This window comes from Streptomyces pilosus (genome assembly GCF_014649835.1).
Lineage (GTDB): Bacteria > Actinomycetota > Actinomycetes > Streptomycetales > Streptomycetaceae > Streptomyces > Streptomyces pilosus.
This window is the reverse complement of sequence record NZ_BMTU01000001.1, coordinates 375,674-399,495: the sequence shown is the minus strand read 5'-3', so window position 1 is coordinate 399,495 and position 23,822 is coordinate 375,674. Positions and strand designations below refer to the sequence as shown.

At 73.6% G+C, this 23,822-nt stretch carries 22 protein-coding genes and 1 riboswitch; of the genes, 13 read left to right on the top strand and 9 right to left on the bottom strand.

What is annotated here, in order from left to right; genetic code table 11:
• Positions 1-97 precede the first annotated feature (97 nt).
• Together trpD and IE118_RS01845 are read left to right on the top strand one after the other, a co-directional pair.
• A complete protein-coding gene (trpD, locus tag IE118_RS01850) occupies positions 98-1,162 on the top strand; it encodes an anthranilate phosphoribosyltransferase (RefSeq protein ID WP_189555429.1) in 1,065 nt (354 codons plus the stop codon).
• A 77-nt stretch (positions 1,163-1,239) separates the two neighbouring features.
• Positions 1,240-1,356, top strand: a riboswitch (SAM riboswitch).
• A 163-nt stretch (positions 1,357-1,519) separates the two neighbouring features.
• Positions 1,520-2,887: an aminotransferase class V-fold PLP-dependent enzyme gene (locus IE118_RS01845; RefSeq protein ID WP_189555428.1), complete on the top strand. Its 1,368-nt coding sequence runs from the start codon at positions 1,520-1,522 to the stop codon at positions 2,885-2,887.
• Positions 2,888-3,008: 121 nt separating this feature from the next.
• Here the strand turns inward: IE118_RS01845 and IE118_RS01840 are convergent, their stop codons facing one another.
• The 7 genes from IE118_RS01840 to IE118_RS01810 all read right to left on the bottom strand — a co-directional run bounded on the left by IE118_RS01840 (position 3,009) and on the right by IE118_RS01810 (position 9,195).
• Positions 3,009-4,169 carry a glycerate kinase gene (locus IE118_RS01840; RefSeq protein WP_189555427.1) on the bottom strand — a complete coding sequence of 387 codons (1,161 nt, stop codon included), beginning with the start codon at positions 4,167-4,169 and terminating at the stop codon, positions 3,009-3,011.
• An 11-nt stretch (positions 4,170-4,180) separates the two neighbouring features.
• Positions 4,181-5,596, bottom strand: a complete 1,416-nt coding sequence (locus IE118_RS01835; RefSeq protein WP_189555426.1) for an SLC13 family permease — start codon at positions 5,594-5,596, stop codon at positions 4,181-4,183.
• Positions 5,597-5,672: 76 nt separating this feature from the next.
• Positions 5,673-6,335 (bottom strand): response regulator transcription factor, encoded by a 663-nt coding sequence (locus IE118_RS01830; RefSeq protein ID WP_189555425.1) that lies wholly within the window; start codon positions 6,333-6,335, stop codon positions 5,673-5,675.
• Entirely contained in the window at positions 6,332-7,828 is a 1,497-nt protein-coding gene (locus tag IE118_RS01825) for a sensor histidine kinase (RefSeq protein WP_189555424.1), read from the bottom strand. Before IE118_RS01825 ends, IE118_RS01830 begins: the two co-directional genes overlap by 4 nt.
• Complete coding sequence (locus IE118_RS01820; protein WP_189555423.1) at positions 7,758-8,069, bottom strand: small secreted hydrophilic protein; 312 nt, start codon at positions 8,067-8,069, stop codon at positions 7,758-7,760. Before IE118_RS01820 ends, IE118_RS01825 begins: the two co-directional genes overlap by 71 nt.
• Positions 8,070-8,182: 113 nt before the next feature.
• Positions 8,183-8,464, bottom strand: a complete 282-nt coding sequence (locus IE118_RS01815) for an Lrp/AsnC family transcriptional regulator (protein WP_189555422.1) — start codon at positions 8,462-8,464, stop codon at positions 8,183-8,185.
• Positions 8,461-9,195, bottom strand: a complete 735-nt coding sequence (locus IE118_RS01810; protein ID WP_189555421.1) for a rhomboid family intramembrane serine protease — start codon at positions 9,193-9,195, stop codon at positions 8,461-8,463. The genes IE118_RS01815 and IE118_RS01810 overlap by 4 nt, the downstream gene beginning before the upstream one ends.
• Before the next feature lie 157 nt (positions 9,196-9,352).
• On the opposite strand from IE118_RS01810, the gene IE118_RS01805 reads away from it, so the two are divergent.
• The 5 genes from IE118_RS01805 (at position 9,353) to IE118_RS01785 (ending at position 14,746) form a co-directional block, all read left to right on the top strand.
• Entirely contained in the window at positions 9,353-9,592 is a 240-nt protein-coding gene (locus IE118_RS01805) for a hypothetical protein (protein ID WP_189555420.1), read from the top strand.
• A gap of 102 nt (positions 9,593-9,694) precedes the next feature.
• Positions 9,695-11,038 carry an NYN domain-containing protein gene (locus IE118_RS01800; RefSeq protein WP_189555419.1) on the top strand — a complete coding sequence of 448 codons (1,344 nt, stop codon included), beginning with the start codon at positions 9,695-9,697 and terminating at the stop codon, positions 11,036-11,038.
• 232 nt (positions 11,039-11,270) lie between these two features.
• Entirely contained in the window at positions 11,271-12,311 is a 1,041-nt protein-coding gene (locus tag IE118_RS01795; protein WP_189555418.1) for a C40 family peptidase, read from the top strand.
• Positions 12,312-12,505: 194 nt separating this feature from the next.
• The gene (locus IE118_RS01790; RefSeq protein WP_189555417.1) at positions 12,506-13,522 is read left to right on the top strand and encodes a C40 family peptidase; all 1,017 of its coding nucleotides are present in this window, start codon (positions 12,506-12,508) and stop codon (positions 13,520-13,522) included.
• 33 nt (positions 13,523-13,555) lie between these two features.
• A complete protein-coding gene (locus IE118_RS01785; protein WP_229846636.1) occupies positions 13,556-14,746 on the top strand; it encodes a hypothetical protein in 1,191 nt (396 codons plus the stop codon).
• Between the two features lie 27 nt (positions 14,747-14,773).
• On the opposite strand, the gene IE118_RS01780 is transcribed toward IE118_RS01785, so the two are convergent.
• Positions 14,774-16,009: a glycosyltransferase 87 family protein gene (locus IE118_RS01780; RefSeq protein WP_189555416.1), complete on the bottom strand. Its 1,236-nt coding sequence runs from the start codon at positions 16,007-16,009 to the stop codon at positions 14,774-14,776.
• Between the two features lie 121 nt (positions 16,010-16,130).
• Between IE118_RS01780 and IE118_RS01775 the strand changes: the two genes are divergently transcribed.
• Positions 16,131-17,273, top strand: a complete 1,143-nt coding sequence (locus IE118_RS01775; protein WP_189555415.1) for a glycosyltransferase family 4 protein — start codon at positions 16,131-16,133, stop codon at positions 17,271-17,273.
• A 120-nt stretch (positions 17,274-17,393) separates the two neighbouring features.
• Here the strand turns inward: IE118_RS01775 and IE118_RS01770 are convergent, their stop codons facing one another.
• Positions 17,394-19,190 (bottom strand): AMP-dependent synthetase/ligase, encoded by a 1,797-nt coding sequence (locus IE118_RS01770; RefSeq protein WP_189555414.1) that lies wholly within the window; start codon positions 19,188-19,190, stop codon positions 17,394-17,396.
• Positions 19,191-19,486: 296 nt separating this feature from the next.
• On the opposite strand from IE118_RS01770, the gene IE118_RS01765 reads away from it, so the two are divergent.
• The 5 genes from IE118_RS01765 (at position 19,487) to IE118_RS01745 (ending at position 23,786) form a co-directional block, all read left to right on the top strand.
• Positions 19,487-20,284 carry a metallophosphoesterase family protein gene (locus tag IE118_RS01765; protein WP_189555413.1) on the top strand — a complete coding sequence of 266 codons (798 nt, stop codon included), beginning with the start codon at positions 19,487-19,489 and terminating at the stop codon, positions 20,282-20,284.
• 139 nt (positions 20,285-20,423) lie between these two features.
• Positions 20,424-20,867 carry an SRPBCC family protein gene (locus IE118_RS01760; RefSeq protein WP_189555412.1) on the top strand — a complete coding sequence of 148 codons (444 nt, stop codon included), beginning with the start codon at positions 20,424-20,426 and terminating at the stop codon, positions 20,865-20,867.
• 83 nt (positions 20,868-20,950) lie between these two features.
• Positions 20,951-22,123, top strand: a complete 1,173-nt coding sequence (locus tag IE118_RS01755) for an ArsA family ATPase (protein WP_189555411.1) — start codon at positions 20,951-20,953, stop codon at positions 22,121-22,123.
• A gap of 58 nt (positions 22,124-22,181) precedes the next feature.
• The gene (locus tag IE118_RS01750; RefSeq protein ID WP_189555410.1) at positions 22,182-22,706 is read left to right on the top strand and encodes a DUF5304 domain-containing protein; all 525 of its coding nucleotides are present in this window, start codon (positions 22,182-22,184) and stop codon (positions 22,704-22,706) included.
• A 126-nt stretch (positions 22,707-22,832) separates the two neighbouring features.
• On the top strand, positions 22,833-23,786 hold the full coding sequence (locus IE118_RS01745) for an ROK family glucokinase (protein ID WP_189555409.1): 954 nt from the start codon (positions 22,833-22,835) through the stop codon (positions 23,784-23,786).
• Positions 23,787-23,822 lie beyond the last annotated feature (36 nt).

Sequence of the window (23,822 nt, the reverse complement as noted above, 5' to 3'; positions counted from 1 at the left end):
AACGGACGGGGGCCCTTCGCCGTGCCCGGAGCTGGATAGGGTGGAGCCCGGGACCCTGCCGGATCCCCGCACTCTTCCACGACCATCAGGAGCGGCCATGAGCGCTGTGACCCCCGCTGGAGGCGACACCGCGGCGGGCCGCTCCTGGCCCGCCGTACTGAACGGACTGCTGGACGGACGGGACCTGTCCGCCGACGACACCGCCTGGGCGATGGACCTGATCATGCGCGGCGAGGCGACCGACGCGCAGATCGCCGGCTTCGCGGTCTCGCTGCGGGCCAAGGGCGAGACCGTCGAGGAGATCACCGGCTGCGTACGCGCCATGTACGACCACGCCAACGTCATCGAGGTGCCGGGCGCCACCGTCGACATCGTCGGCACCGGCGGGGACGGCGCCCGCACGGTGAACATCTCCACGATGTCCTCGATCGTCGTGGCCGGCACCGGCGCGAAGGTCGTCAAGCACGGCAACCGGGCCGCCTCCTCCGCGTCCGGCGCCTCCGACGTCCTGGAGAAGCTCGGCGTCAACCTGGAACTGACCCCGCGACGGGTCGCCGAGGTCGCCGAAGAAGCGGGGATCACCTTCTGCTTCGCGGTGAAGTTCCACCCGGCGCTGCGTCACGTGGCCGCGGCGCGCGGCCAGCTCGGCATCCGCACCGTCTTCAACTTCCTCGGCCCGCTGTCCAACCCGGCACAGGTCAAGGCGCAGGCGGTGGGGGTCGCCGACGCCCGCATGGCGCCCATCATCGCCGGGGTCTTCGCCGGGCGCGGCCACTCCTCGCTGGTGTTCCGCGGCGACGACGGCCTGGACGAGCTGACCACCACCGCCACCTCCCGGGTGTGGGTGGTCCGTGACGGCGCGGTCGACGAGCAGACCTTCGACCCGCGCGACGTCGGCATCGACCTGGTGCCGGTGGAGGCCCTGCGCGGCGCCGACGCCTCCTACAACGCGGAGGTCGCCCGCCGGGTGCTGGACGGTGAGACCGGCCCCGTGCGGGACGCGGTGCTGCTGAACTCGGCGGCGGCGCTGGTCGCCCTGGAGCCGGGCCCCGGCACCCTGACGGAGCAGATCCGCGCGGGGATGGCGAAGGCGGCCGAGTCCATCGACTCCGGGGCCGCCAAGCGGGTCCTGGAGCGCTGGGTCGCCGTCAGCAACGCGTAGCGGCCCGACGGCCCCCGACGTCCCGCGATCCGGACACGGGTTGCGGGACGTCGCGCACGTCACGTAGTTTCCTCCCAGGTCATGAGTGACAGCCATCAGGCCCCGGCCGGCTGTCCGGCAACCCTCCGTCCGTGGCGGGGTGCCCCGGGTGAAGACCAGGCCGTGGGCAGCGAGGTCCACGGCAAGCGCGGACCCCTCGTACACCAGGGGTCCTGGTCGTCGAGGAGCCCCCTGTGAGCCAGCGAATGCGTTAGGGCCGCCGAGCCCCGCCTCCGCGCACCCCTTCTTCCTTCCCTTCCGCGCTCGAGCGCCGTCCGCTCGCGCGGGGGTTCCGCCTGCCTCACCGGGAGTTCCGCCATGTCCGTCTCCACCGCTGCCGTCGACCGGTCCGTCCGCACCCCGCTGCCCGTCCTGGGCCGGGACGTCACCGTCCCCCTCGTCACCGGCGGCGAGGTCACCTACGCCGCCCTCGACTACGCCGCCAGCGCCCCGGCCCTGCAGCGGGTGTGGGACGACGTGGCCGCCTACGCGCCGTACTACGGCAGCGTCCACCGGGGCGCCGGATACCTCTCCCAGCTCTCCACCGACCTGTTCGAGAACGCCCGCCGCACCGTCGCGGAGTTCCTGGACTGCCGCACCGGGGACCAGGTGGTCTTCACCCGGTCCACCACCGACTCCCTCAACCTGCTCGCCACCGCGCTCCCCGAGGACTGCGAGGTGTTCGTCTTCGAGACCGAGCACCACGCCTCCCTGCTGCCCTGGCGCGGCGCACGCGTCACCTGCCTCGACGCGCCCGACAGCCCCCGCGCCGCGGTGACGGCCCTGGAACGCGCCCTCGCCGACCGTGATCCTTACGGCACCGCCCTGGTCTGCGTCACCGGCGCCTCCAACGTCACCGGTGAGCTGTGGCCCGTGCGGGAGCTGGCGGCCGCCGCGCACGCGCACGGTGCGCGGATCGTGCTGGACGCCGCCCAGCTCGCCCCGCACCACCCGGTCAGCGTGCGCGACCTGGACGTCGACTGGGTCGTCTTCTCCGGGCACAAGCTGTACGCCCCCTTCGGCTCCGGTGTGCTGGCCGGCCGCGCCGACTGGCTGCGGGCGGCCGAGCCCTACCTCGCGGGCGGCGGCGCCAGCCGGAAGGTCACCCGGGGCGCGGACGGGGGAGTGGACGTGGAGTGGCACGAGGGCGCCGCCCGCCACGAGGCCGGCTCGCCCAACGTCATCGGCGCGTACGCCATCGCCTCCGCCTGCAAGGCGCTCACCGAGGCCGGCTTCGAGGCGCTGGCCGCGCGTGAGGAGGCGCTGGTCCGCGTGGTCCGGGACGGGCTCGCCGACGTGCCCGGGGTGCGGTTCCTGTCGCTGTTCGGGGACGAGGCGCCGCGGGTCGGCGTGCTGTCCTTCGTCGTCGAGGGCTGGAACAGCTCCCACTTCGCCGCCGCGCTCTCCGCCGAGTACGGCATCGGGGTGCGCGACGGGCTGTTCTGCGCGCACCCGCTGCTGCGCAGGCTGCTCGGGGGCGATGGGCGGGCGCAGGGCGAGTGCGGCGCTCCCGAGGCGGCGTCCGGTGAGAAGTCGCTCAACGCGATCCGGGTGAGCTTCGGTGCGGGTACGCCGGACGAGCACGTGGAGCGGTTCGTGCGGGCGGTACGCGAACTCGTCCGTGACGGTGCCCGCTGGACCTACCGCACGGTGGACGGCCGCTGCGTGCCGGACGTGTCCGCCTGAGGGTTCGCTCGCCCCGCCGCCCCTCCCCGTTCCCCCCCGGGGAGGGCGCTGCCCCCGGACCCCCGCTCCACAAACGCCGGAGGGGCCGAATCAGCCCGCGGAGCGGGGTCCGGGGCGGGGATCAGGCCCGGGCCACCGGCAGGCGGGCGCCGAGGACGATCATGCGCAGGGCGCGCTCCGTGGCGTCGGTCAGCAGCTCCGCGCCGCGGACCAGCGCCTCCGCCAGAGCCATCGGCGCGGGCAGGATGCCGTGGCAGGCGTCCACCCCCGGCACCTCCCCCGCCCCCTCACCCAGCGTCCCCGCCAGCGCCAGCACCGGCCGCCCGGAGAGCTTGGCCCGCCGCGCCACCTCCGCCGGCACCTTGCCGCGCGGTGTCTGGTGGTCCAGGGCCCCCTCCGCGGTGACGACCAGATCGGCGCGGGCCAGCCGCTCGTCGAGGTCGAGGTGGTCCAGCAGCACCGGGAAGCGGGGGACGAGGGACGCGCCCAGCGCGGCGAGTCCGGCCCCCAGGCCGCCGGAGGCGCCCGTGCCGCGGCCGAGCCGCAGGTCGGTGCCGGTGACGGCGAGGTCCCGGGTCAGCACCCGCGCCCAGTTCTCCAGCGCCGCCGACAACTCCTCCACCTGCCGCGGGGTCGCCCCCTTCTGCGGGCCGAACACCCGGGCCACGCCCCGCTCCCCGCACAGCACGTTGTACGGGTTGCAGGCGACGAGGAGTTCCACGTCCGCGAGGCGGGGATCGAGCCCGGACGGGTCGACGCGCCCCAGGCGTGCCAACTCGCTCCCTCCCGGGCCCAGTTCGAACCCGTCGGCGTCCAGCAGCCGTGCGCCGAGCGCCTGGAGGGCGCCCGCCCCGCCGTCGGAGGTGCCCGAGTCGCCGCAGCCGACCAGGATCCGCCGGACGCCCTGGTCGAGCGCGGCACGGATCAGCTCCCCGACCCCGTACGTGGTGGTGGCGCCCGGGTCGCGGCGGGCGCGGGGGACGAGGGAGAGGCCGGCGACGGCTGCCATCTCCACCACCGCCGTGTCCTGGGAGCCGAGCACCGCGAAGTGGGTGCCGACCGGTTCGCCGACCGGTCCCGTGGCGGCCAGCGCGACCAGCCGGCCGCCGGTGGCGGCGGCGAGCGCGGAGGCGGTTCCCTCACCCCCGTCCACCAGCGGGATGCGGTCGATCTCGGCGTCCGGCAGGACCCGGCGGACACCCGCCGCGATGGCGTCGGCGGCGGCCTGGGCGGAGAGCGACTCCTTGAAGCCGCTGGGTGCTACGACGACACGGTTGAGCATGACGGAACTCCTTAGCGGGTCACGGGCACGCCGAGCAGCGGCCACACCGCGACGGCGAACAGCAGGACCAGGGCGGCGGTGAGCGGGGCCAGCACGGCGGACAGCCGCAGCAGGTCGCGCGGGGTGTAGGTGGGGGTGCCGGGGATCTCCGCGAAGAGCGTGACCGGCTTCGCGGAGGCCGGGAGCGTGTGGCAGAAACCCGCGGCGGCGGTGGACGCGAGCGCGGCGGCGACCGGGTTCACCCCGGCGCCGACGGCCGCCGCGACCACCAGCGGGACCAGTACGGAGGAGCGGGCGGAGCGGGACTGCAGGACCAGGTGGGCGGCCGTGCTCACCGCGACGACGACCGCCAGGAACATCACCGGGGTGATGCCCGAGGGAAGTCCGCCGACCAGCCACACCGCCGCGCCCGACTCGGCCAGCGCCACGCCCATCGCCATCGTCGCGGCCATGAACAGCAGCAGCGACCACGGCACCGTCTTCAGCGCGTCCTTCAGCCGTACGGTGCCCAGTGCCGGGGAGGCGGCGACGACCGCGCCAATCAGCGCGACCACGGCCGGTGACACCCGGTGCAGCGGCTCGCTGCACCACAGGGCGACCACCGTGGCGAGCAGCAGGGCGCAGCGCTTCTCGGCCTGCGTCCACGGGCCGGTCACCGGGCGGTCGCTGTGCCGCTGGATCTCCTCGGCGGTGATGTGCACAGGACCCCGGCGGTCCGCTCGGCGGGTCGTGGTCGACAGCACCGCCTCGGCGGCGAGATGGGAGGAGGTCACGGCCAGCGGCAGCCCGAGCAGCAGCCATTCGGTGAAGCCCACCCGGTCCCCGGTGGCCTCCCACAGCACCGACACGGTGATCAGATGTGCTCCCGCACCGATCAGGGTCGCCACCGCGGACAGCAGGATCACGGTCGGGAACAGCAGGGCCAGCATCACGACCAGTCGCTTCCGGTCGGCGAGTGCCTTGGCGAGGGCGAGGAACACCGGCAGCGCGAGCGCCGCCCGGCCCGAGGTGGCCGGCACCGCGAACGCCGTGACGACCAGGGCGGCCGTCGTCAGGTGCGTCAACTGCCGCACCGTCCGGGCCCCGCCGACCAGGAAGGCTGCCGCCCGCCCCGCGAGCCCGGTCCGGGCTACCGCGGCCGCCAGCACGAACGCGCAGATCAGCAGCCACACCGTCGAGTCGCCCAGGGTGCCGAAGAGGGTGTCGCTGCTTATCACCCCGGTCACCGTCAGGGCGAGACCGGCGCCGAGCGCGATGTAGGTGTCGTCGATCGGCGTCCCGATCCACGCGCACGTCGCCAGCGCGAACACGGCGAGGGTGAGCCGGGCGTCCCCGCCGAGACCGGGGAAGGTGCCGGGGACCGCGAGCAGCGCGCAGAGCGACAGCGCCGCGCACAGGGCCACTGCCAGACGGAGGTTCAAGGTCACGTCATCGACGGTCCCCGGGGGCGGTGAGCCGTCGATGAGCCGAAGATGAAGGGAACTTCACCCGGCCGCGGGGTGCTCACGCGGGGAGCCGGTAGCCCATCCCGCGGACCGTCTCCACCCTCTCCGCGCCGAGTTTCTTGCGCAGCGCGCGGACGTACACGTCCACGATGTTGGAGCCCGGGTCGAAGTCGTAGCCCCACACGTGGGACAGGATCTGCTCGCGGGAGAGTACCTGCCCGGGGTGCCTCAGGAACAGTTCCAGCAGCACGAACTCACGGGCCGTCAGGTCGACGGTGCGCTCCCCGGCCCGGGCGCGGCGGGTGCGCAGGTCCAGGCTGAGCGAGCCCGACCTCAGCACCGTCACCTCCGGCGCGCGGGCCGCCGTGCGCAGGCGCAGCCTCACCCGGGCGAGGAGTTCCTCGAAGCGGAACGGCTTGGTCATCCAGTCGTCGGCGCCGCCCTCGAGCCCGGCCACCGTGTCCCGTACGGAGTCCCGCGCGGTCAGCACGATCACGGGGGTGGTCACCCGGGACTCGCGCAGTTCGCGCAGCACCGTGAAACCGTCCCGGCCGGGCAGCCCGATGTCCAGCACCACCAGGTCGAAACCGCCGGTCAGCGCGTACTCGTAGCCGGTCTCGCCGTCGGGGACGACGGTGGTGGTGAAGCCGTTGGCGCGCAGTCCCTTCTGCACGAAGGAGGCGATGCGGTCCTCGTCCTCGACGATCAGAATCCGGTTCACGTGCGTGCCTCTTCCAGGATGAGTACGAAGGTGGCGCCGCCGCCCTCGGTGTCGTGCAGGCGGACGCGGCCGCCGTGGCCCTCGGCGATCGCCCTGACGATCGACAGGCCGAGCCCGGCACCCGAACCGCGCGACCCGCGCCGTGAGGTGCCGCGCCGGAAGCGTTCGAAGATCAGCTCCCGGTCCTGCGGCCGGACGCCGGGCCCGGAGTCGGCGACGTACAGCTCGATCCGCGACCCCTGCGCGCGGGAGCCGATGCGGATGGTCTCCCCGGTCGTGGTGTGCTGCACCGCGTTCTGCGCGAGCTGCACCATCGCCTGGGTGATCCGCTGCGGGTCCAGCTCCGCCTCCCGGTCGGCCGTGCCGGTGAGCTGCCAGTCGCGTTCGCCCAGGGTGCGGGCCTTGACGTAGACGTCGGCGGTCAGTTCCGCGAGCTGCACCGGTTCCGGGGTGACGAAGTCGGGCCGCTCGGCCTTGGCGAGCAGCAGCAGGTCCTCCACGATGCGGCTCATCCGGTCCAGTTCGTCGGTGACCAGGCGTACGGTCTCCTCGCGTTCGGCCGGGTCGTCGCCCATCAGCTCCAGGTGGCCGCGCACGATGGTGATCGGGGTGCGCAGTTCGTGGCCGGCGTCGTCGACGAACTGGCGCTGGGTGGCGAAGGCCCGTTCCATCCGGTCCAGCATGGCGTTGAAGGTCTCGGCGAGGGCGGCGATGTCGTCGTGGCCGCGCACCGGGATGCGGCGGGTGAGGTCCTGCTCGGTGAGTTGCGCGGCGGCGGTCCGCACCAGCCGCACGGGCTGCAGGATCCGGCCGGCGACCGCCCAGCCGATGCCGGTGGTCAGCAGCAGGGCGACCCCGGAGATGGCGAGCAGCACCCGGAACACCTCGTCGACGCGGGCCACTTCGCGCTCCGGGTGGAAGGCGACGACGAACGCCGCCTCCGGGTCGCCGCCGCCGTGCCGGGCCACCGGCACCTTGGCCCAGCGGATCTCCCCCTCGGGCCGCCGGAGCACCCCGGAGGCGTCGGGCGAGGCGAAGATGCGGCGCCGGGCGTCGGCGTCCCGGTGCAGCGGCAGGGCGACGGGCAGGTCCCGCGGCTGGATGATCTGCGCCGGACCGCCGCCGCGCCGGGCCACCAGGCCGATCAGCTCCTCGTCCGGGTCGGCGTACTGCCGCTCCAGGAAGACCCGCAGCAGGCGGTCCGGGTCGGTGAAGGGCCGGCCCGTCTCCGGGTCGAAGCCCCGGTCCTCGAAGTTGGCGAACTCGCCCGCCTCCTGGGAGAGCAGCCCGCTGATCCGGTCGTCGACGTCCCGCAGCAGGAAGGAACGGGTGGTCATGGCGACGGAGGCGAACGCGACGGCCATGACGAACAGCAGCCACAGCAGGATGCGGACCCGGGCGGAGATCCGCCGGCGGACCCCGTCAGCCCTCGTCGTCGGGGCCGTCGTCGTCCGGTCCGTCGTCCGAGGAGTCCCGGCCCCGGTCGTCGTCATCGTCACCACCCGCGGGGCTGTCGGTCACCGGTGGCCGGGAGACCACCTCGTCGCTCGGCGTCGGCTCGGGCCGTGCCGAGGAGGCCGTGGGTGAGGGCGTGGGCGAGCCGCTGTCCAGTTCGACCTGCGGCGGCACCCTGGGCGTTTCGGGGCTGTCGGCGAGCGCGAAACTGGTCGCGGCGACGCCCAGCGGGATCAGCACGACGGCGGCGAGCGCCGCCATCCGGCGAGTGAAGACCATGCCCCGATCCTGCGCACCGCACCCGAGGCCCCGGATGAGTCCCGGATGAAGAGTTCTTCATCCGGCGCGCGGCCCCTCCGGCGCGCGGGGCGGGGCCGGGGGAGGGCCCGGGGTCAGCTGTCCAGACCGATGGCGAACGCCGCCTCCAGGTCGTGCTGCGAGTAGGTGCGGAACGCCACGTGCGTGTCGGTGCCCTCCACACCCGGGATCTTGCTGATCCGGCCGGGGATGACCTCCGCCAGGTCCTCGTGCCCGCGCACCCGGACCATGGCGATCAGGTCGTAGGTGCCGGTGACGGAGAAGACCTCGCTGACACTGTCCAGCGCGGCGATCTGTTCCGCGATCTCGGGGATCCGGTCCACGCTGGTCTTGATGAGGACGATCGCGGTGATCACGGCTGGTTCTCTCCCTCGGGGGCCGGAGCAGGGGCGGACCTCACTGTAGTCGCCCTGCCGAAACAGGCCCACGCGCAGCCGAAGCCCAGGGCGAAGCCCAGCAGGTGCGCCAGGTACGCCACCCCCGGCCCGTCGTCCGCCCGGCCCGCCGCCGCCCACTGCAGCGCCGCCCAGAACGGCAGCACCACCCACGCCGGCAGGCGCACCGGCAGGAAGAACAGGAACGGCAGCAGGCTGGTCACCCGGGCCCCGGGGAACAGGAAGAGGAACGCCCCGAGGACCGCCGAGATCGCCCCCGAGGCGCCGACCAGCGCCCGCTCGGAGTCCGCGTTGACGGCGGCGTATCCGAGCAGCGCCAGGTAGCCGCAGCCGACGTAGCAGACGGTGAACCGCAGCCGGCCCATCCGTGCCTCGGTCATCGCGCCGAACACGTGGAGGAACAGCATGTTGCCGAGCAGATGCACCCAGCCGCCGTGCACGAAGAGCGCCGTGGCGGGGGTCAGGAGGGCCCCGGGGGACCCGTCGAACAGGTCTGCGGGGATGACGCCCCAGCGCTGGAAGTAGGCCCGCTGCGCGGCCAGCAGTTCGTCCCCCGAGCCGTGCGCCGGGCCGAGGCCCGGGACGGGGCCGGTCAGGAAGACCAGGCAGCACAGCACGACGAGGGTGTGGGTCACCGGCGCGGACGTGCCCCGGATCGCCGCGGCGGCCGACGCGCCCCAGTTGCGGATCATGGACACAGAGCATGACGCAAGAGGACGGAACCCCGCATACCGCCTCGCCGCCGTGGACGGGCGGGCGGCGGGGACCCCCCAGGCCGTAGGGTTACGAGCCACACGCACCGGTCGGCCCGGTGCGTCACGGACACTGGAAGGAAGGCGAACAGCCACGATGACGGTTCCTCTGCCGACCGCCTCGACGCGGTGGCGCTGCACCCTCTGCGGCAACCTGACCCGCTTCGACGTGACCCGCTCGTCGAAGGTCGTCGAGTACGTCCACCTCGACCTGGCCGGAGAGCCCACGGTCGAGGAGCGCGAGGTGCTCGGTGAGACGATCGAGTCGGTGCGGTGCCGCTGGTGCAACGCCGTGGACCAGGTGGAACTCGTGGACAGGCCGGGCGCCGGCTCCTGAAGCGGAGGGGGACCCTCCCGCTCGAGCGAAGTCGAGAGCGGGGGAGGGCCCCGCGGACGGCGACCCCGCACACGGGGTCGCACAGGCATTGGGGTGTGACGGATGGTGGAGACCACGGGCGGAGGGCCGCAGGACGGCGCCACCGAGGTGCTCGACCGTCCGCTGCCCGAAGGCGTGCGCCGCCGCGTCGTCCAGATCGTCGCCGACGGTTTCGGCGGCCTCACGGTCGGTGAGCTGCCCGCCCAGCTCAGGCAGTACGCCAGATTCGCGCCGAACCGCCGCGCCAAGTTCGCCGGCAACGCCATGGCGGCGGCGCTGGAGACCGATCCGCTGTTCCGGCAGCGCATCGGGGAGAAGCTCAGAGAGGCCCAGCCGGAACTGACCGGTGCCCTCGACTCGGGCTCCCCGCCCCCGGCCGCGGACCCGCTGGACGTGGCGGCCGCGGCCTACGTGCTCCGCCCGGCCGGCTGGGTCAAGCTGGTGACCGCGGCCGGCGAAGAGGCCCAGCGCGCCGACGCCGAGCGCGCCGACGAGGAGACCCGGGCCGAGCTGGAACGGCTGCGCGCCGAACTCGACCGGGCCCGTGAGCACACCAGGTCCGAGACCGAGCGGCTGCGCGCCGAGCTGGAGGCGGCGAGGAAGGAGACCGACTCGCTCCACCGCAAGCTGCGCTCCGCCCTCAGCGACGTCAAGCGCGGCGAGGCCGCCCTGCGCAAGCTGCGGGCCGAGACGGAGTCCGTGCGCGCCGAGGGGCACGCCCAGCTGTCGGCCGCCGAGAGCGAGAGCCGGCGCCTCAAGGCCCGCCTGGGGGAGACCGAGGCCGCCCTGGAGGCCGCACGCCGGGCCGCCCGCGAGGGACGCAGCGTCGAGGACATGCGGGTGCGGCTGCTGCTGGACACCGTGCTCGACGCCGCCCAGGGGCTGCGGCGCGAACTGGCGCTGCCCCCCGTGTCCGTCCGGCCCGCCGAGACCGTGGACGCCGTGGAGCCGGGCCGCATGACCCCGAAGGACATCGCCGCCCGCGCGCTGTCCGAGAACGACCCGGCCATCGTCGACCAGCTGCTGGCGCTGCCGCAGGCCCATCTCGTCGTCGACGGCTACAACGTGACCAAGACCGGCTATCCCCAGATGCCCCTGGAGAAGCAGCGCCTGCGCCTGTTGGGCCAGCTCGCCCAGCTCGCCGCGCAGACCGGCGCCGAGGTCACCTGCGTCTTCGACGGCGCCGAGCTGGCCGCGCCGGTCCTGCTGGCGCCGCCGCGCGGCGTCCGCGTGCTGTTCTCCAAGCCGGGCGTCACCGCCGACGAGCTCATCCGCCAGCTGGTGCGCGCCGAGCCGCCGGGACGTCCCGTCATCGTCGCCTCCACCGACCGCGAGGTCGCCGACGGGGTCGCCCGCGCGGGCGCACGCCCCGTCGCGTCGGCGGTGCTCCTCAAAAGGCTTTCCTAGTACCTGATGCACTTCCGTCCCCCGTGCAACGTACAAGCTCGATTGCCCGAATTGACGGAACCGTCACGCAACGTAGCGTCAGACAGGCATCACTACAGGTGAGTTGAGACCCGATAAACCCGCTGTGACGGAGATTTTGTGTCCGGGGATTTGAACTGATCACAAGAGAATCACTAGGGTCTCCCTTCGAACCCTCGCTCGCGCGATCACTCTCGAGAAGGAGCTCGTCTCCGTGGCGTCCCACCGTCGTCCCAAGCAGCCGAGCCGCGCACGCGTCACCGTGCTCACCACCGCTGCCGCAGCTGCCGTCGTCATGAGCTCGCAGGCCGCCAACGCCGCCCCGAGCGAGAAGCCGAGCAAGGACGAGGTCAAGGCCAAGGTCGACAAGCTCTACGAGCAGGCCGAGCAGGCCACCGAGAAGTACAACGGCGCCAAGGAGAAGCAGGAGAAGCTCCAGAAGGAGATCTCCACGATCCAGGACAACGTCGCCAAGGGCCAGAAGGAGCTCAACGAGCTGCGCGACGGCCTCGGTTCGATGGCCAGCGCCCAGTACCGCAGCGGCGGCATAGACCCCTCGCTGCAGCTCTTCCTCTCCGCCGACCCGGACGACTACCTCGACAAGGCGTCCACCCTCGACCAGTTGAGCACCCAGCAGGTCGACGCGCTGAAGAAGATCCAGGAGAAGCAGCGCGAACTCTCCCAGCAGCGCTCCGAGGCGTCCGAGAAGCTCCAGGACCTCTCCTCCACGCGCACCGAACTGGGCAAGAAGAAGAAGGAAGTCCAGGGCAAGCTCGCCTCCGCGCAGAAGCTGCTCAACACCCTCACCGCCGAGCAGAAGGCCGAACTCGCCGAGGAGCAGAACCGCGCCACCCGCACCAGCGAGCGCGACGCCCTCTCCGTGAACGTCCCGGCCGGCTCCGGACGCGCCGCCGCCGCCTTCGCCGCCGCCCAGAGCAAGCTCGGCACCCCGTACGTCTACGGCGCCACCGGCCCGTCCTCCTTCGACTGCTCCGGCCTCACCTCCTGGGCGTACGCCCAGGCCGGCGTCGGTATCCCGCGCACCTCCGAGGCGCAGACCGGAGCCGGCACCAGGATCTACTCGGCCAGCCAGCTCAAGGTCGGCGACCTGGTGTTCTTCTTCAACGACCTGCACCACGTCGGTCTCTACGCGGGCAACGGCCAGATCATCCACGCCCCGCGCACCGGCACCGTCGTGCGCTACGAGTCGATGAACACCATCGGCGGTCCCTTCATGTTCGGCGTCCGCGTCTAGCACGTCACGACAGCTCCCGGTGCGCCCGTTAGAGGGAATCGCACCGGAGCCGCCCGGCCCCACGCCCCGCCTCCGACCCAGGTCAGAGGCGGGGCGTCACCGTGTGTGCGGCCCGGGCCCGCGGTCCGTGCGCCGCGCCGGCGCTACTGTCTGCCGCGTTTCCCTGTCCGCCAGCGGAAGGAGCGCGGCTTCCCGTGGGGTCCCATCGTCGTACCGCACCGTCCTCCGGGCCCGACCGGAGCGCCGTCGTCGCCCTCGGCCTGTTGTCAGCGGCGGCCACCGCCCTCGGCGCGGCACCGGCCGCGGCGGCTCCGCCCGACGACACCCGGGCGGCCGACGTGGACCGCCTGTACGAGGAGGCGGAGCGGGCGACCGAGGCGTACAACGCGGCCGACGAGCGGGCCGACGGACTGCGCCGGCAGATCTCCGCCGCGCAGGACGGGATCGCCCGCAAGCAGCAGCGCGTCAACGCCATGCGGGAGTCGCTGGGCTCGCTCGCCGGTGCCCAGTACCGCTCCGGCGGCCTGGAACCGGCCCTCGCCCTGCTGCTCTCCGACGACCCGGAGGACTACCTCGCGAAGGCCTCGGTCCTCGACCGGATCACCGTCCACCAGGTCGGTGAGCTGAGGAAGCTGCGCAGCGCCCTGCGCTCCCTCGCCCAGGACCGCGTGGAGGCGGCCGGGAAGTTCGGCGCGCTCGACCGGAGCCGCAAGGCCGCCGCCGCCCACAAGCGGACCGTCGAGAGCAAGCTCGCCGAGGCCCGCCGCCTGCTCGACTCCCTCCCGGCCGGTGAACGCGCCGCCTGGGACCGCGCCGGCCGCTCCGCCCGCACGGACCTGACCGGACCCGGCGCCGCGGCGGCCTCGGGCCGTGCCGCCGCGGCCGTCGCCGCCGCCCGCTCCGCCCTCGGCAAGCCCTACGTGTGGGGCGCCAACGGGCCCTCCGGCTTCGACTGCTCCGGCCTCACCCAGTGGTCCTACGCCCAGGCCGGGGTCGCGCTGCCGCGCACCTCGCAGGCCCAGCGGTACGCCGGCCGGCAGGTCCCGCTCTCCGAGGCGCGCCCCGGCGACCTGGTGCTCTACCGCTCCGACGCCAGCCACGTCGGTATGTACGCGGGCAACGGCCAGGTGATCCACGCGCCCTACCCCGGTGCCCCGGTGCGCTACGACCCGGTCGGGATGATGCCGGTCTCGTCGGTCACCAGGGTCTGACCGGGACGGCCCCGCGCCCGTACCCTCGGAAAGGTGGCTGATCGAAAGCGGGTGCCAGCGGCGTCGGTGGTGGCGCTGTGTCTGCTGCTCGTCTCCCTGGTGGCGTGCGGCGGTGGTCCGGCCGTCGACACCGCCCGCGTGGAGGTGCAGTCACTCCTCGACCGGCGCGCCGAGGCCGTCCTGGACCGGGACGCCGCCGCCTACGCCGGTACCGGCGACGGGGCCGGGTTCGACAACCTGCGCGGGGTCCCGCTGGCGGACTGGTCCTACCGGGTCACCGCCCTGAACCGCACCGGCGACTCGGCCACCGCCTCCGCCGACCTGCGCTACCGCGTCGAGGGACACGACCGGGCCCCGGTCGTCACCGCCCGCTCCCTGGCCCTGAGCCGGGACCGGGACGGCCGCTGGTCCGTCGACTCCGACCGCCCCGCCCGCAGGTCCGGCGAACAGCTGTGGGACCAGGGCGCGGCACGGGCCGTGCGGGGGGAGCGGAGCCTGGTGCTGGGCGTCGGGCAGCCCGCCGCGAAGCTGCGCGAGTACGCGACGCTGGCGGACCGCGCGGTGCCCGCCGTGTCCGACGCCTGGGGCCCGGAGTGGCCCCGGCGCGTCGTCGTGCTGGTCCCGCGGTCCCTGGACGACATGGCGGGCCTGCTGGGTTCGCCCGCCTCCGCCTACCGGGGGATCGCGGCGGTCACCACCGGCGCCACCGGCACGGACGGGCGCGGTCCCGCGGACCGGGTGATCGTCAACCCGGACGCCTTCGGGCTGCTGGGCGACCCGGGCCGGCAGGTCGTCCTCACCCACGAGACCACGCACGTCGCCACCCGCGCCCACACCTCGGCGGCGACGCCGCTGTGGCTGTCCGAGGGGTTCGCCGACTGGGTCGGCTACCGCGGCAGCGACCGCACCCCCGCCGAGGCCGCTCCGGAGCTCGCCTACGCGGTGAGCCGGGGGGACGTCCCCGACTCCCTCCCGGAGGACGAGGACTTCGGCTTCTCCGGCGACGCGGACGGCCTGGCCCGCGCCTACGAGGGCGGCTGGCTGGCCTGCCGCCTGATCGCCGACCACTGGGGCGAGGAACGCCTGCGCGCGTTCTACCGCACGGTGGGCGCCCACGAGACCCGCGAGGGCGCGGTCGAACACGCCCTCGACACGGTCCTGCACACCACCCCGGAAGCCTTCACGCTCCAGTGGCACGACTACATCCAGAAGGTCCTGCCCTGACCCGCCCCCGGTCCCGCCGCGTGCGCCTCAGGGCGCGACCGGCGTCTCCGCGGCCGGTGCCGGCCCGGGAACACCGGCGACCCCGCGCCACCCCGGAACGGTCGCGTGCCACAGCCTGCGACCCCCCAGTACGGCCGCCGCCACCAACAGCCCGTTCCGGACCACCAGCAGCGACACCCCCAGCGCGTCGCTCGCCACCACATGCGCGAACCACACCGGGAACTCCAGCACCGTCACCAGGCAGGCCCCCAGCACCAGCACCACCGGCGCCCCCATCCGGCTGTCCCGGAAGCACAGGCAGACCGCCGCCAGCCCCACCAGCCACACCATGTACTGCGGGCTGATCACCCGGCTCGTGGTGGTGAACAGCAGCACCCCCACGAACGCCGCGTCCGCGACGGTGTGCGGCTCGAGACGGCGCGCCAGCGCCCTCCACACCACCAGCCACACCAGCGCGGCCCCCGTCAGGAACAGCGCCCCCGTGCTCACCCAGTTCACGTACGGCCCGAGGAACTCCACCGACCCGTAGTTGAGGAGCACCTCGCCCTCCCACCCGTGGTGCCGGGCCACGTGGAAGACCAGCGCGCCCAGCGACTCCACCTCCGTCCCCCGGTCCTTCTGGAACGTCAGGAACGCGAAGGCCCCCGGCATCAGCACCGCGAACAGCACGGCCACGCCCGCACCGGTGACCACCGCCGACACCCACGCCCCCCGCCGCCGGACGCCGACGAGCAGCAGCGCGGGCCACACCTTCAGCAAGGCCCCGAACCCCACCAGCGCGCCCATCACCCGCGGGTGCCTGACCCCGGCCAGCAGCGCGGCCACCGCGACCGCCGTCACCATCACGTCGTAGCGCGCGTACACCGTCGGCCCGAGCAGCGGCACGCCCGCCACCCACACCCAGGCCCCGCGCCGCGCCCGCCCGGGACCGCGGCCCGCGTACAGCAGCAGCGCCAGCGTGACCAGGTCGGCGACGAGGGCCAGGACGAAGAACGCGGTGGCGTACCCGAGGAACGGCAGCAGACCGGGGGAGAGGATCGCCAGCGCCGCCGCGGGCGGGTACTGCCAGGTCACGTCGTCCTGCGGGAACGTTCCGGCGCTCAGGACGTCGTACCAGCCCCGGTAGATCACCGACACGTCGCTGGTGACGTCCGGCCCCGGGAAGACGATCACCTTCAGGACGCACAGCAGCAGTGCCGTCCTCGTCAGCGTCCAGAGGACCAGGAGCCCCGCGGGTGAGCCCGGTGCGGCCGTCGTCTTCACGTGGTTCCTGTCCGTCCGGTGTGCGGTCGTGAGGGGCCATGATGTCCCGGACACCGGTGTACGTGCCACAGAGCGCCGCCGCGACGGAGGGCCGGACCGCCGTTCGATAGGGTCTGCGACGATGCACAAGACCTTGATCGTGACCAACGACTTCCCGCCCCGGCCCGGCGGCATCCAGGCGTTCCTGCACAACATGGCGCTGCGGCTCGACCCCGAGCGGCTCGTTGTCTACGCCTCCACCTGGAAGCGCTCCCGGGAGGGTGTCGAGGCGACGGCCGCCTTCGACGCCGAGCAGCCCTTCACCGTCGTCCGCGACCGTACGACGATGCTGCTGCCCACCCCGGCCGTCACCCGGCGGGCCGTCGGACTGCTGCGCGAACACGGGTGCACCTCGGTGTGGTTCGGGGCGGCGGCCCCCCTCGGCCTGATGGCACCGGCGCTGCGCCGCGCCGGGGCCGAGCGGATCGTGGCCACCACCCACGGCCACGAGGCGGGCTGGGCCCAGCTGCCCGCCGCACGGCAGCTGCTGCGCCGGATCGGGGAGTCCACGGACACGATCACCTACCTGGGGGAGTACACGCGCTCCCGGATCGCCTCGGCGCTGACCCCGGAGGCCGCCGCGCGGATGGTGCAGCTGCCGCCGGGCGTCGACGAGAAGACCTTCCACCCCGGATCGGGCGGTGACGAGGTGCGGGCGCGCCTCGGTCTGACCGACCGGCCGGTGGTCGTGTGCGTCTCCCGGCTGGTGCCGCGCAAGGGCCAGGACACGCTGATCCGGGCGATGCCCGCGGTCCTCGCGGCCGAACCCGACGCCGTCCTGCTGATCGTCGGCGGCGGCCCCTACGAGCAGGACCTGCGCCGTCTCGCCCAGGACACCGGCGTCGCCGCGTCCGTCCGCTTCACCGGCTCGGTCCCCTGGTCCGAACTCCCCGCGCACTACGGCGCCGGCGACGTCTTCGCCATGCCCTGCCGCACCCGGCGCGGCGGCCTGGACGTCGAGGGGCTGGGCATCGTCTACCTGGAGGCGTCCGCGACCGGCCTGCCGGTCGTCGCCGGCGACTCGGGCGGGGCCCCCGACGCGGTGCTGGACGGCGAGACCGGCTGGGTCGTGCCGGGCGGCGATCCCGCCCCGACGGCCGACCGCCTCACCACCCTCCTCGCCGACGCGGAACTGCGCCGCAGCATGGGCGAGCGGGGCCGCGCCTGGGTCGAGGAGAAGTGGCGCTGGGACCTGCTGGCCGAGCACTTGAAGAGGCTGCTCTGACACGGCTGTCCGGCAGGGTGCCGTGCGGGGCGCCCAGGGGCGCGGGGAGCCGCGCGGCCGGCCACGGACGACCCGCACCCGCGGACGGTGCCCGGGCGGCACACCGGACCGCGCTGCGCCCTACTTGGCGTAAATCGCCTCGATCTCGTGCGCGTAGTCCTTGGCGACCACGTTCCGCTTGAGCTTCAGCGACGGAGTCAGGTGCCCCGACTCCTCGGTGAACTGCGCCGGCAGCACCCGGAACTTCCGCACCGACTCCGCCTTGGACACCGCGGAGTTCCCGTCGTCGATCGCCGTCTGGATCGCGGCCAGCAGATCCGCGTCCTCGCTCAGCGACGCCGCCGTCGAGCCGGCCGGCTTCCCGTGCTCGGCGCACCAACGGCCCAGGAACTCCTCGTCGATGGTGACCAGCGCGCCCACGAACGGCCGCCCGTCGCCCACCACCATGCACTCCGCGACCAGCGCGTGCGCGCGGATCCGGTCCTCGATGACCGCCGGGGCGACGTTCTTGCCGCCCGCCGTCACCAGGATCTCCTTCTTCCGGCCGGTGATCCGCAGGTAGCCGTCCTCGTCGAGGGTGCCGATGTCCCCGGTGTGGAACCAGCCGTCGGCCAGCGCCTCGGCGGTCGCGGCCGGGTTGTTCCAGTACTCCTTGAACAGGTGCTCGCCGTGCAGCAGCACCTCACCGTCGTCCGCTATCCGGACGACCGACCCGGGCAGCGGCTGCCCGACCGTGCCGATCTTCTGGCGGTCCCACGGGTTGAAGGCGGTGGCCGCGCAGGACTCGGTCAGCCCGTAACCCTCCAGCACGCTGAAGCCGATGCCGCGGAAGAAGTGGCCGAGCCGCTCGCCCAGCGGGGCGCCGCCGGAGATGGCGAACTCGCCGCGCCCGCCCAGCACCGCGCGCAGCTTGCCGTAGACCAGCCGGTCGAACACCCTGTGCTTGATCTTCAGGCCGAGCGAGGGGCCGGACGGCGTGTCCAGGGCGCGGCTGTAGGCGATGGCGGTGTCCGTGGCCTTGTCGAAGATCTTGCCCTTGCCGTCGGCCTGGGCCTTGGCCCGCGCCGAGTTGTAGACCTTCTCGAACACCCGCGGCACACCGAGGATCAGCGTCGGCCGGAACGAGGCCAGCTCGTCGGTGAGGTTCTTGATGTCCGGCACGAGGCCCAGCTTGATCGGCGCCACCATCGGCGCGATCTGTACCATCCGCCCGAAGACGTGCGCGAGCGGCAGGAACAGCAGCACCGAGCACTCGCCGGTGCGGAACAACGGCCGCAGCCGCTCCACGATGTTGCCGCACTCGGCGAAGAAGCTGCGGTGGGTCAGCACACAGCCCTTGGGGCGGCCGGTCGTGCCGGAGGTGTAGACGATGGTCGCCGGGTCGTCGGCCTTCGCGACCGAGCTCCGCTCCTCGACGGTCTCGTCGGTGACGCCCTGCCCGAGCCGGCTCAGCTCGTCCAGGCAGCCGGCCTCGATCTGCCACAGGTGCTCGAGCGCGGGCAGCCGGTCGCGCACCGACTCCACGGTCGCCGCGTGCTCGTCCAGCTCCACGACGCAGGCGGTGGCACCCGAGTCGCTGAGGATCCAGGCCACCTGCTCCGGCGAGCTGGTCTCGTACACCGGCACGGTGACCGCGCCGGCGCTCCAGATCGCGAAGTCCAGCAGCGTCCACTCGTAGCGGGTGCGGGACATCAGGGCGACCCGGTCACCGGGCTGCACACCGGCGGCGATCATGCCCTTGGCGGCCGCCCGCACCTCGGCGAGGAAGGTGGTGGACGTCACGTCCTGCCACGTGCCCCCGACCTTGCGGGCGATGACGGCGACGTCGGGATGCTGCGCGGCGTTTCGGCGGACGATGTCGGCCAGATTGCCGTCCGCGGGGACCTCGTACAAAGCCGGAAGGCTGAACTCGCGCAAGACTGCTGCTCCTCTTAGGGCGCCGGCGCCACGACGTTGTGCGATGCGACGGTGCGGTCCAAGGCTCGGGCGGGTGCTCGCGAATTCACAAGTTGAAATCCCGAGCACGACTGGACTGCCCGGACGTTACCCGTCGGTATGGCCCTTGGGACAGGGGGTCCCCGCCAGATGTTCGCTGCGTCACACAGGTTGGTGTTCCATTGCGCACAGTAGTCCACCCCCGGACCGACGAGCCAGTAACCGCAGGTAGGCCCGCCATTGTTCACGCCCGCCGCGCGCGTCTACGCTTGATCGCCATGGCATCCACACCAGGCGGGAACCGGCGCACACGCGTCCACGTGGTCAGCGACGTGCACGGCAACGCCCGTGACCTCGCCCGGGCCGGCGAGGGCGCCGACGCCCTGATCTGCCTGGGCGATCTGGTCCTCTTCCTCGACTACGCCGACCACTCGCGCGGCATCTTCCCCGACCTGTTCGGGGCAGCGAACGCCGACCGCATCGTGGAGCTGCGCACCGCCCGCCGCTTCGAGGAGGCGCGCGCGTTCCAGCGGCGGCTGTGGGCCGGCATCGGCGCGGACCGGGCCGCGGCGATCGAGAGGGCGGTGCGGGGGCAGTACGCCGAACTCTTCGCCGCCTTCCCCACGCCCACGTACGCCACGTACGGCAACGTCGACATGCCGCCTCTGTGGCCGGAGTACGCCGGCCCCGGCACCACCGTCCTGGACGGTCAGCGGGTCGAGATCGGCGGCTGGACCTTCGGCTTCGTCGGCGGCGGGCTGCGCACCCCCATGCGCACGCCCTACGAGATCGACGACGAGGAGTACGCGGCGAAGATCGAGGCCGTCGGCGAGGTCGACGTGCTGTGCACGCACATCCCGCCGGAGGTGCCGGAGCTGGTCTACGACACCGTCGCGCGGCGCTTCGAGCGCGGCAGCCGCGCCCTGCTGGACGCCATCCGCCGCACCCGTCCCCGTTACTCCCTCTTCGGGCACGTGCACCAGCCGCTGGTGCGGCGCATGCGGATCGGCGCGACCGAATGCGTCAACGTGGGCCACTTCGCGAGCACCGGACGGCCCTGGGCGCTCGAGTGGTGAGACCGGAAGGGCACGGATGTCCCAGGTCGGATGAGTTCCACCGGGCCGGTGCACGGTAGCCTTCCGCTGCACGCGCGTGCGCCGGGTGACCGGCGCACGGCACGACGACTACCGGCCCGCATCTGGAGGAGCCACGGCGATGGCGGAACACACCAGCTCGAGCATCACGATCGAGGCGGCACCGGCCGAGGTCATGGGGGTGATCGCCGACTTCGCCCGCTATCCCGACTGGACGGGTGAGGTGAAGGAGGCGGAGGTCCTCGAAACCGACGCGCAGGGCCGCGCCGAGCAGGTGCGTCTCGTCATGGACGCGGGCGCCATCAAGGACGACCAGACCCTGGCGTACACCTGGACCGGCGGCCACGAGGTCTCCTGGACCCTGGTGAAGTCCCAGATGCTCCGCTCCCTCGACGGCTCGTACGTCCTCACGCCGGCCGGCCCGGACACCACCGAGGTCACCTACCGGCTGACCGTCGACGTCAAGATCCCCATGCTCGGCATGATCAAGCGCAAGGCGGAGAAGGTCATCATCGACCGCGCCCTGGCGGGCCTGAAGCAGCGCGTGGAGTCCGGCCCGAAGTAGGCCGGGCCGCCCAGGGGCGGACATCCGCCGGGCGCCGGCGGGCGGAACCCGCCCCCGCCCCGCGTCGGTTAGCGTTCACCTCCATGCGCACCCTCCTGATCACGGGCCCCGGCGGCAGCGGCCGCACCACCACCGCTGCCGCCACCGCGCTCACCGCGGCCCGCGAGGGCACCCGCACCCTGCTGCTCGGCACCGACCGCACGGACACCCTCGGCGCGGTGCTCGGCACCCCCGTCGCGGCCGCGCCCACCGTGATCGCGCCCCGCCTCACGGCCCGCCGCGTCGATCCCGACACCGGCTTCCGCGAGGACCTCACCGCCCTCCAGGACCGCGCCGCCTCCGCCCTGGACCTCCTCGGCGCCTCCCGCCTGGAACCCGAGGAGACCGGCCCCCTCCCCGGCGCCGAGGAACTCGCCGTGCTGCGCGCCCTGCGCGACGCCGCGCTCTCCGAGGAGGCGTACGACCTGCTGGTCGTCGACCTCCCGCCCACCCCGCGCGCCCTCGCCCTCCTCGCCCTCCCCGAGGAACTCCGCCGCCACCTGCGCCGCCTCCTCCCGCCGGAGCGTCAGGCTGCCCGCGCGCTGCGCCCCGTGCTCGGCCGCCTCGCCGGCGTGCCGATGCCCGCGGAGTGGCTGTACGAGACGGCGGCCCGCCTGGACCTCCGGCTCGCCGCCGTCGAAGCCGTCCTCGCCGACCGCGACACGGCCGTACGGCTGGTCGCCGAACCGGGCCCCGCGGGCGCCGACGCCGTCCGCACCGCCGCCCTCGGCCTGGCCCTGCGCGGCCTGCGCACCGACGCGCTGATCGCCAACCGGGTCCTGCCGGAGGCCGACGCCGGCGGCTGGCTCGCCGGACCCGTCGCCCAGCAGCGCAAGGCCCTGGACGCGTGGCGCGAGACGCACGACGTCCACCGGGTCGCCCACCTGGGACGCGACCCGCGCGGCGGCGACGACCTCGCCGCGCTCGCCGTGCCCGGCCCTTCGGCGGGCCGCGGCGCCGCCGACTGGCCGGTCACCGACGGGCTCGCCGACGACGGCGTCCTCGTCTGGCACCTCCCCCTCCCGGGCGCCAACCGTGACGAACTCGACCTGATACGGCGCGGCGACGAACTGGTCGTCACCGCGGGACCGTTCCGCCGCACCGTCCCGCTGCCCTCCGCGCTGCGCCGCTGCACCGTGGACGGGGCCGCCCTGCGCGAGGACGAACTGCGCATCCGGTTCCGGCCGGATCCGGAGCTGTGGCCGCGCACCCGCTGAAGCGACGGCGGCCGTTCGGGTACCGTCAATAGGGCCACCCGCAGTCAAGGAGTCCGTCATGAGCGAACAGCTCCCCCCGTTCGACGACGCCGGGGACGAGAGCGCCGACAAGCCGGCGGACGACGTACGGGCGGCCCCCGCCGAGTCCCACGCCGACGCCTGGGCGACCGCGGCCGCCGAGGACCTCGAGGCGGAGAAGGCCCGCCGCCGCGCCCAGCACGGGCCGCCCCCCGGTTCGGCCGCCGAGGAACTGCGGAAGCTCGTCGACGCCGTCGCCGACAAGCTCTCCGGACTGCAGTCCCCGCTCCTCGGAGCGGTCGCGGGACCCGCGGCACAGCAGGTCGTCCGCCAGGTCGTCGAACAGGCGAAGGCCGCCGTCGAACCGGTCATCGAACGCAACCCGGACGTCTTCGACCACCTCGCCGCCGCGGGCAGCGAACTCCTCGCCGCCTACCGCTCCGCCGTCCAGGACCAGGAGCGCCGCTGGACGGCCCGCGACACCCGCCCCGGCGACACCGGGGAGCGCCGCGACCGGGGCGACGACCCGGGCACCGGCACCGGCGAGCACATCGACCTGGACTGACCCCACGGTCCCGGCGGACCACCCATGGTGCCCGCCGCGTCGCCCACCGTACGGACACCGGGACTTCTCGGGCAGAGCCTCGGGTACCGTTGGCGGTAGCGGGGCTCGACCGGAACTGAGGGATTCATGGGACTCACCATCGGCGTCGATATCGGCGGCACCAAGATCGCGGCGGGAGTGGTCGACGAGGAGGGCAACATCCTCTCGATCCACAAGGTGCCGACCCCGGGCACGCCCGAGGAGATCGTGGACGCCATCGCCTCCGCGGTGGAGGGAGCGCGCACCGGACACGACATCGTCGGCGTGGGCATCGGTGCGGCCGGATACGTCAACCGCCAGCGCTCCGAGGTCTACTTCGCCCCCAACATCCTCTGGCGCAACGAGCCGCTCAAGGAGAAGGTCGAGGCCCGTACGGACCTCCCGGTGGTCGTGGAGAACGACGCGAACGCCGCCGCCTGGGGCGAGTACAAGTTCGGAGCGGGCAAGGGCCACCGCAACGTCATCTGCATCACGCTCGGCACCGGCCTCGGCGGCGGCGTGATCATCGGCAACAAGCTGCGCCGCGGCCACTTCGGCGTGGCCGCCGAGTTCGGCCACATCCGCATGGTGCCGGACGGTCTGCTGTGCGGCTGCGGCTCGCAGGGCTGCTGGGAGCAGTACGCCTCCGGCCGCGCCCTCGTCCGCTACGCCAAGCAGCGCGCCAACGCCACCCCCGAGAACGCGGAGACGCTGCTCTCGCTGGGTGACGGCACCCCGGAGGGGATCGAGGGCAAGCACGTCTCCATGGCCGCCCGCCAGGGCGACCGGGTGGCCGTCGACTCCTACCGCGAGCTGGCCCGCTGGGTCGGCGCCGGCCTCGCCGACCTGGCCTCCCTCTTCGACCCCTCCGCCTTCATCGTCGGCGGCGGCCTCTCCGACGAGGGCGAACTGGTCCTCGGCCCGATCCGCAAGTCCTACAAGCGCTGGCTGGTGGGCGGCAACTGGCGCCCGGTCGCCGAGGTCCTCGGCGCCCAGCTCGGCAACAAGGCGGGCCTCGTCGGCGCGGCCGACCTGGCCCGCGAGCCCGACCCCATCATGTGACCTCAGGTCACACGCACGGCGGCGCCCGCCCGATCC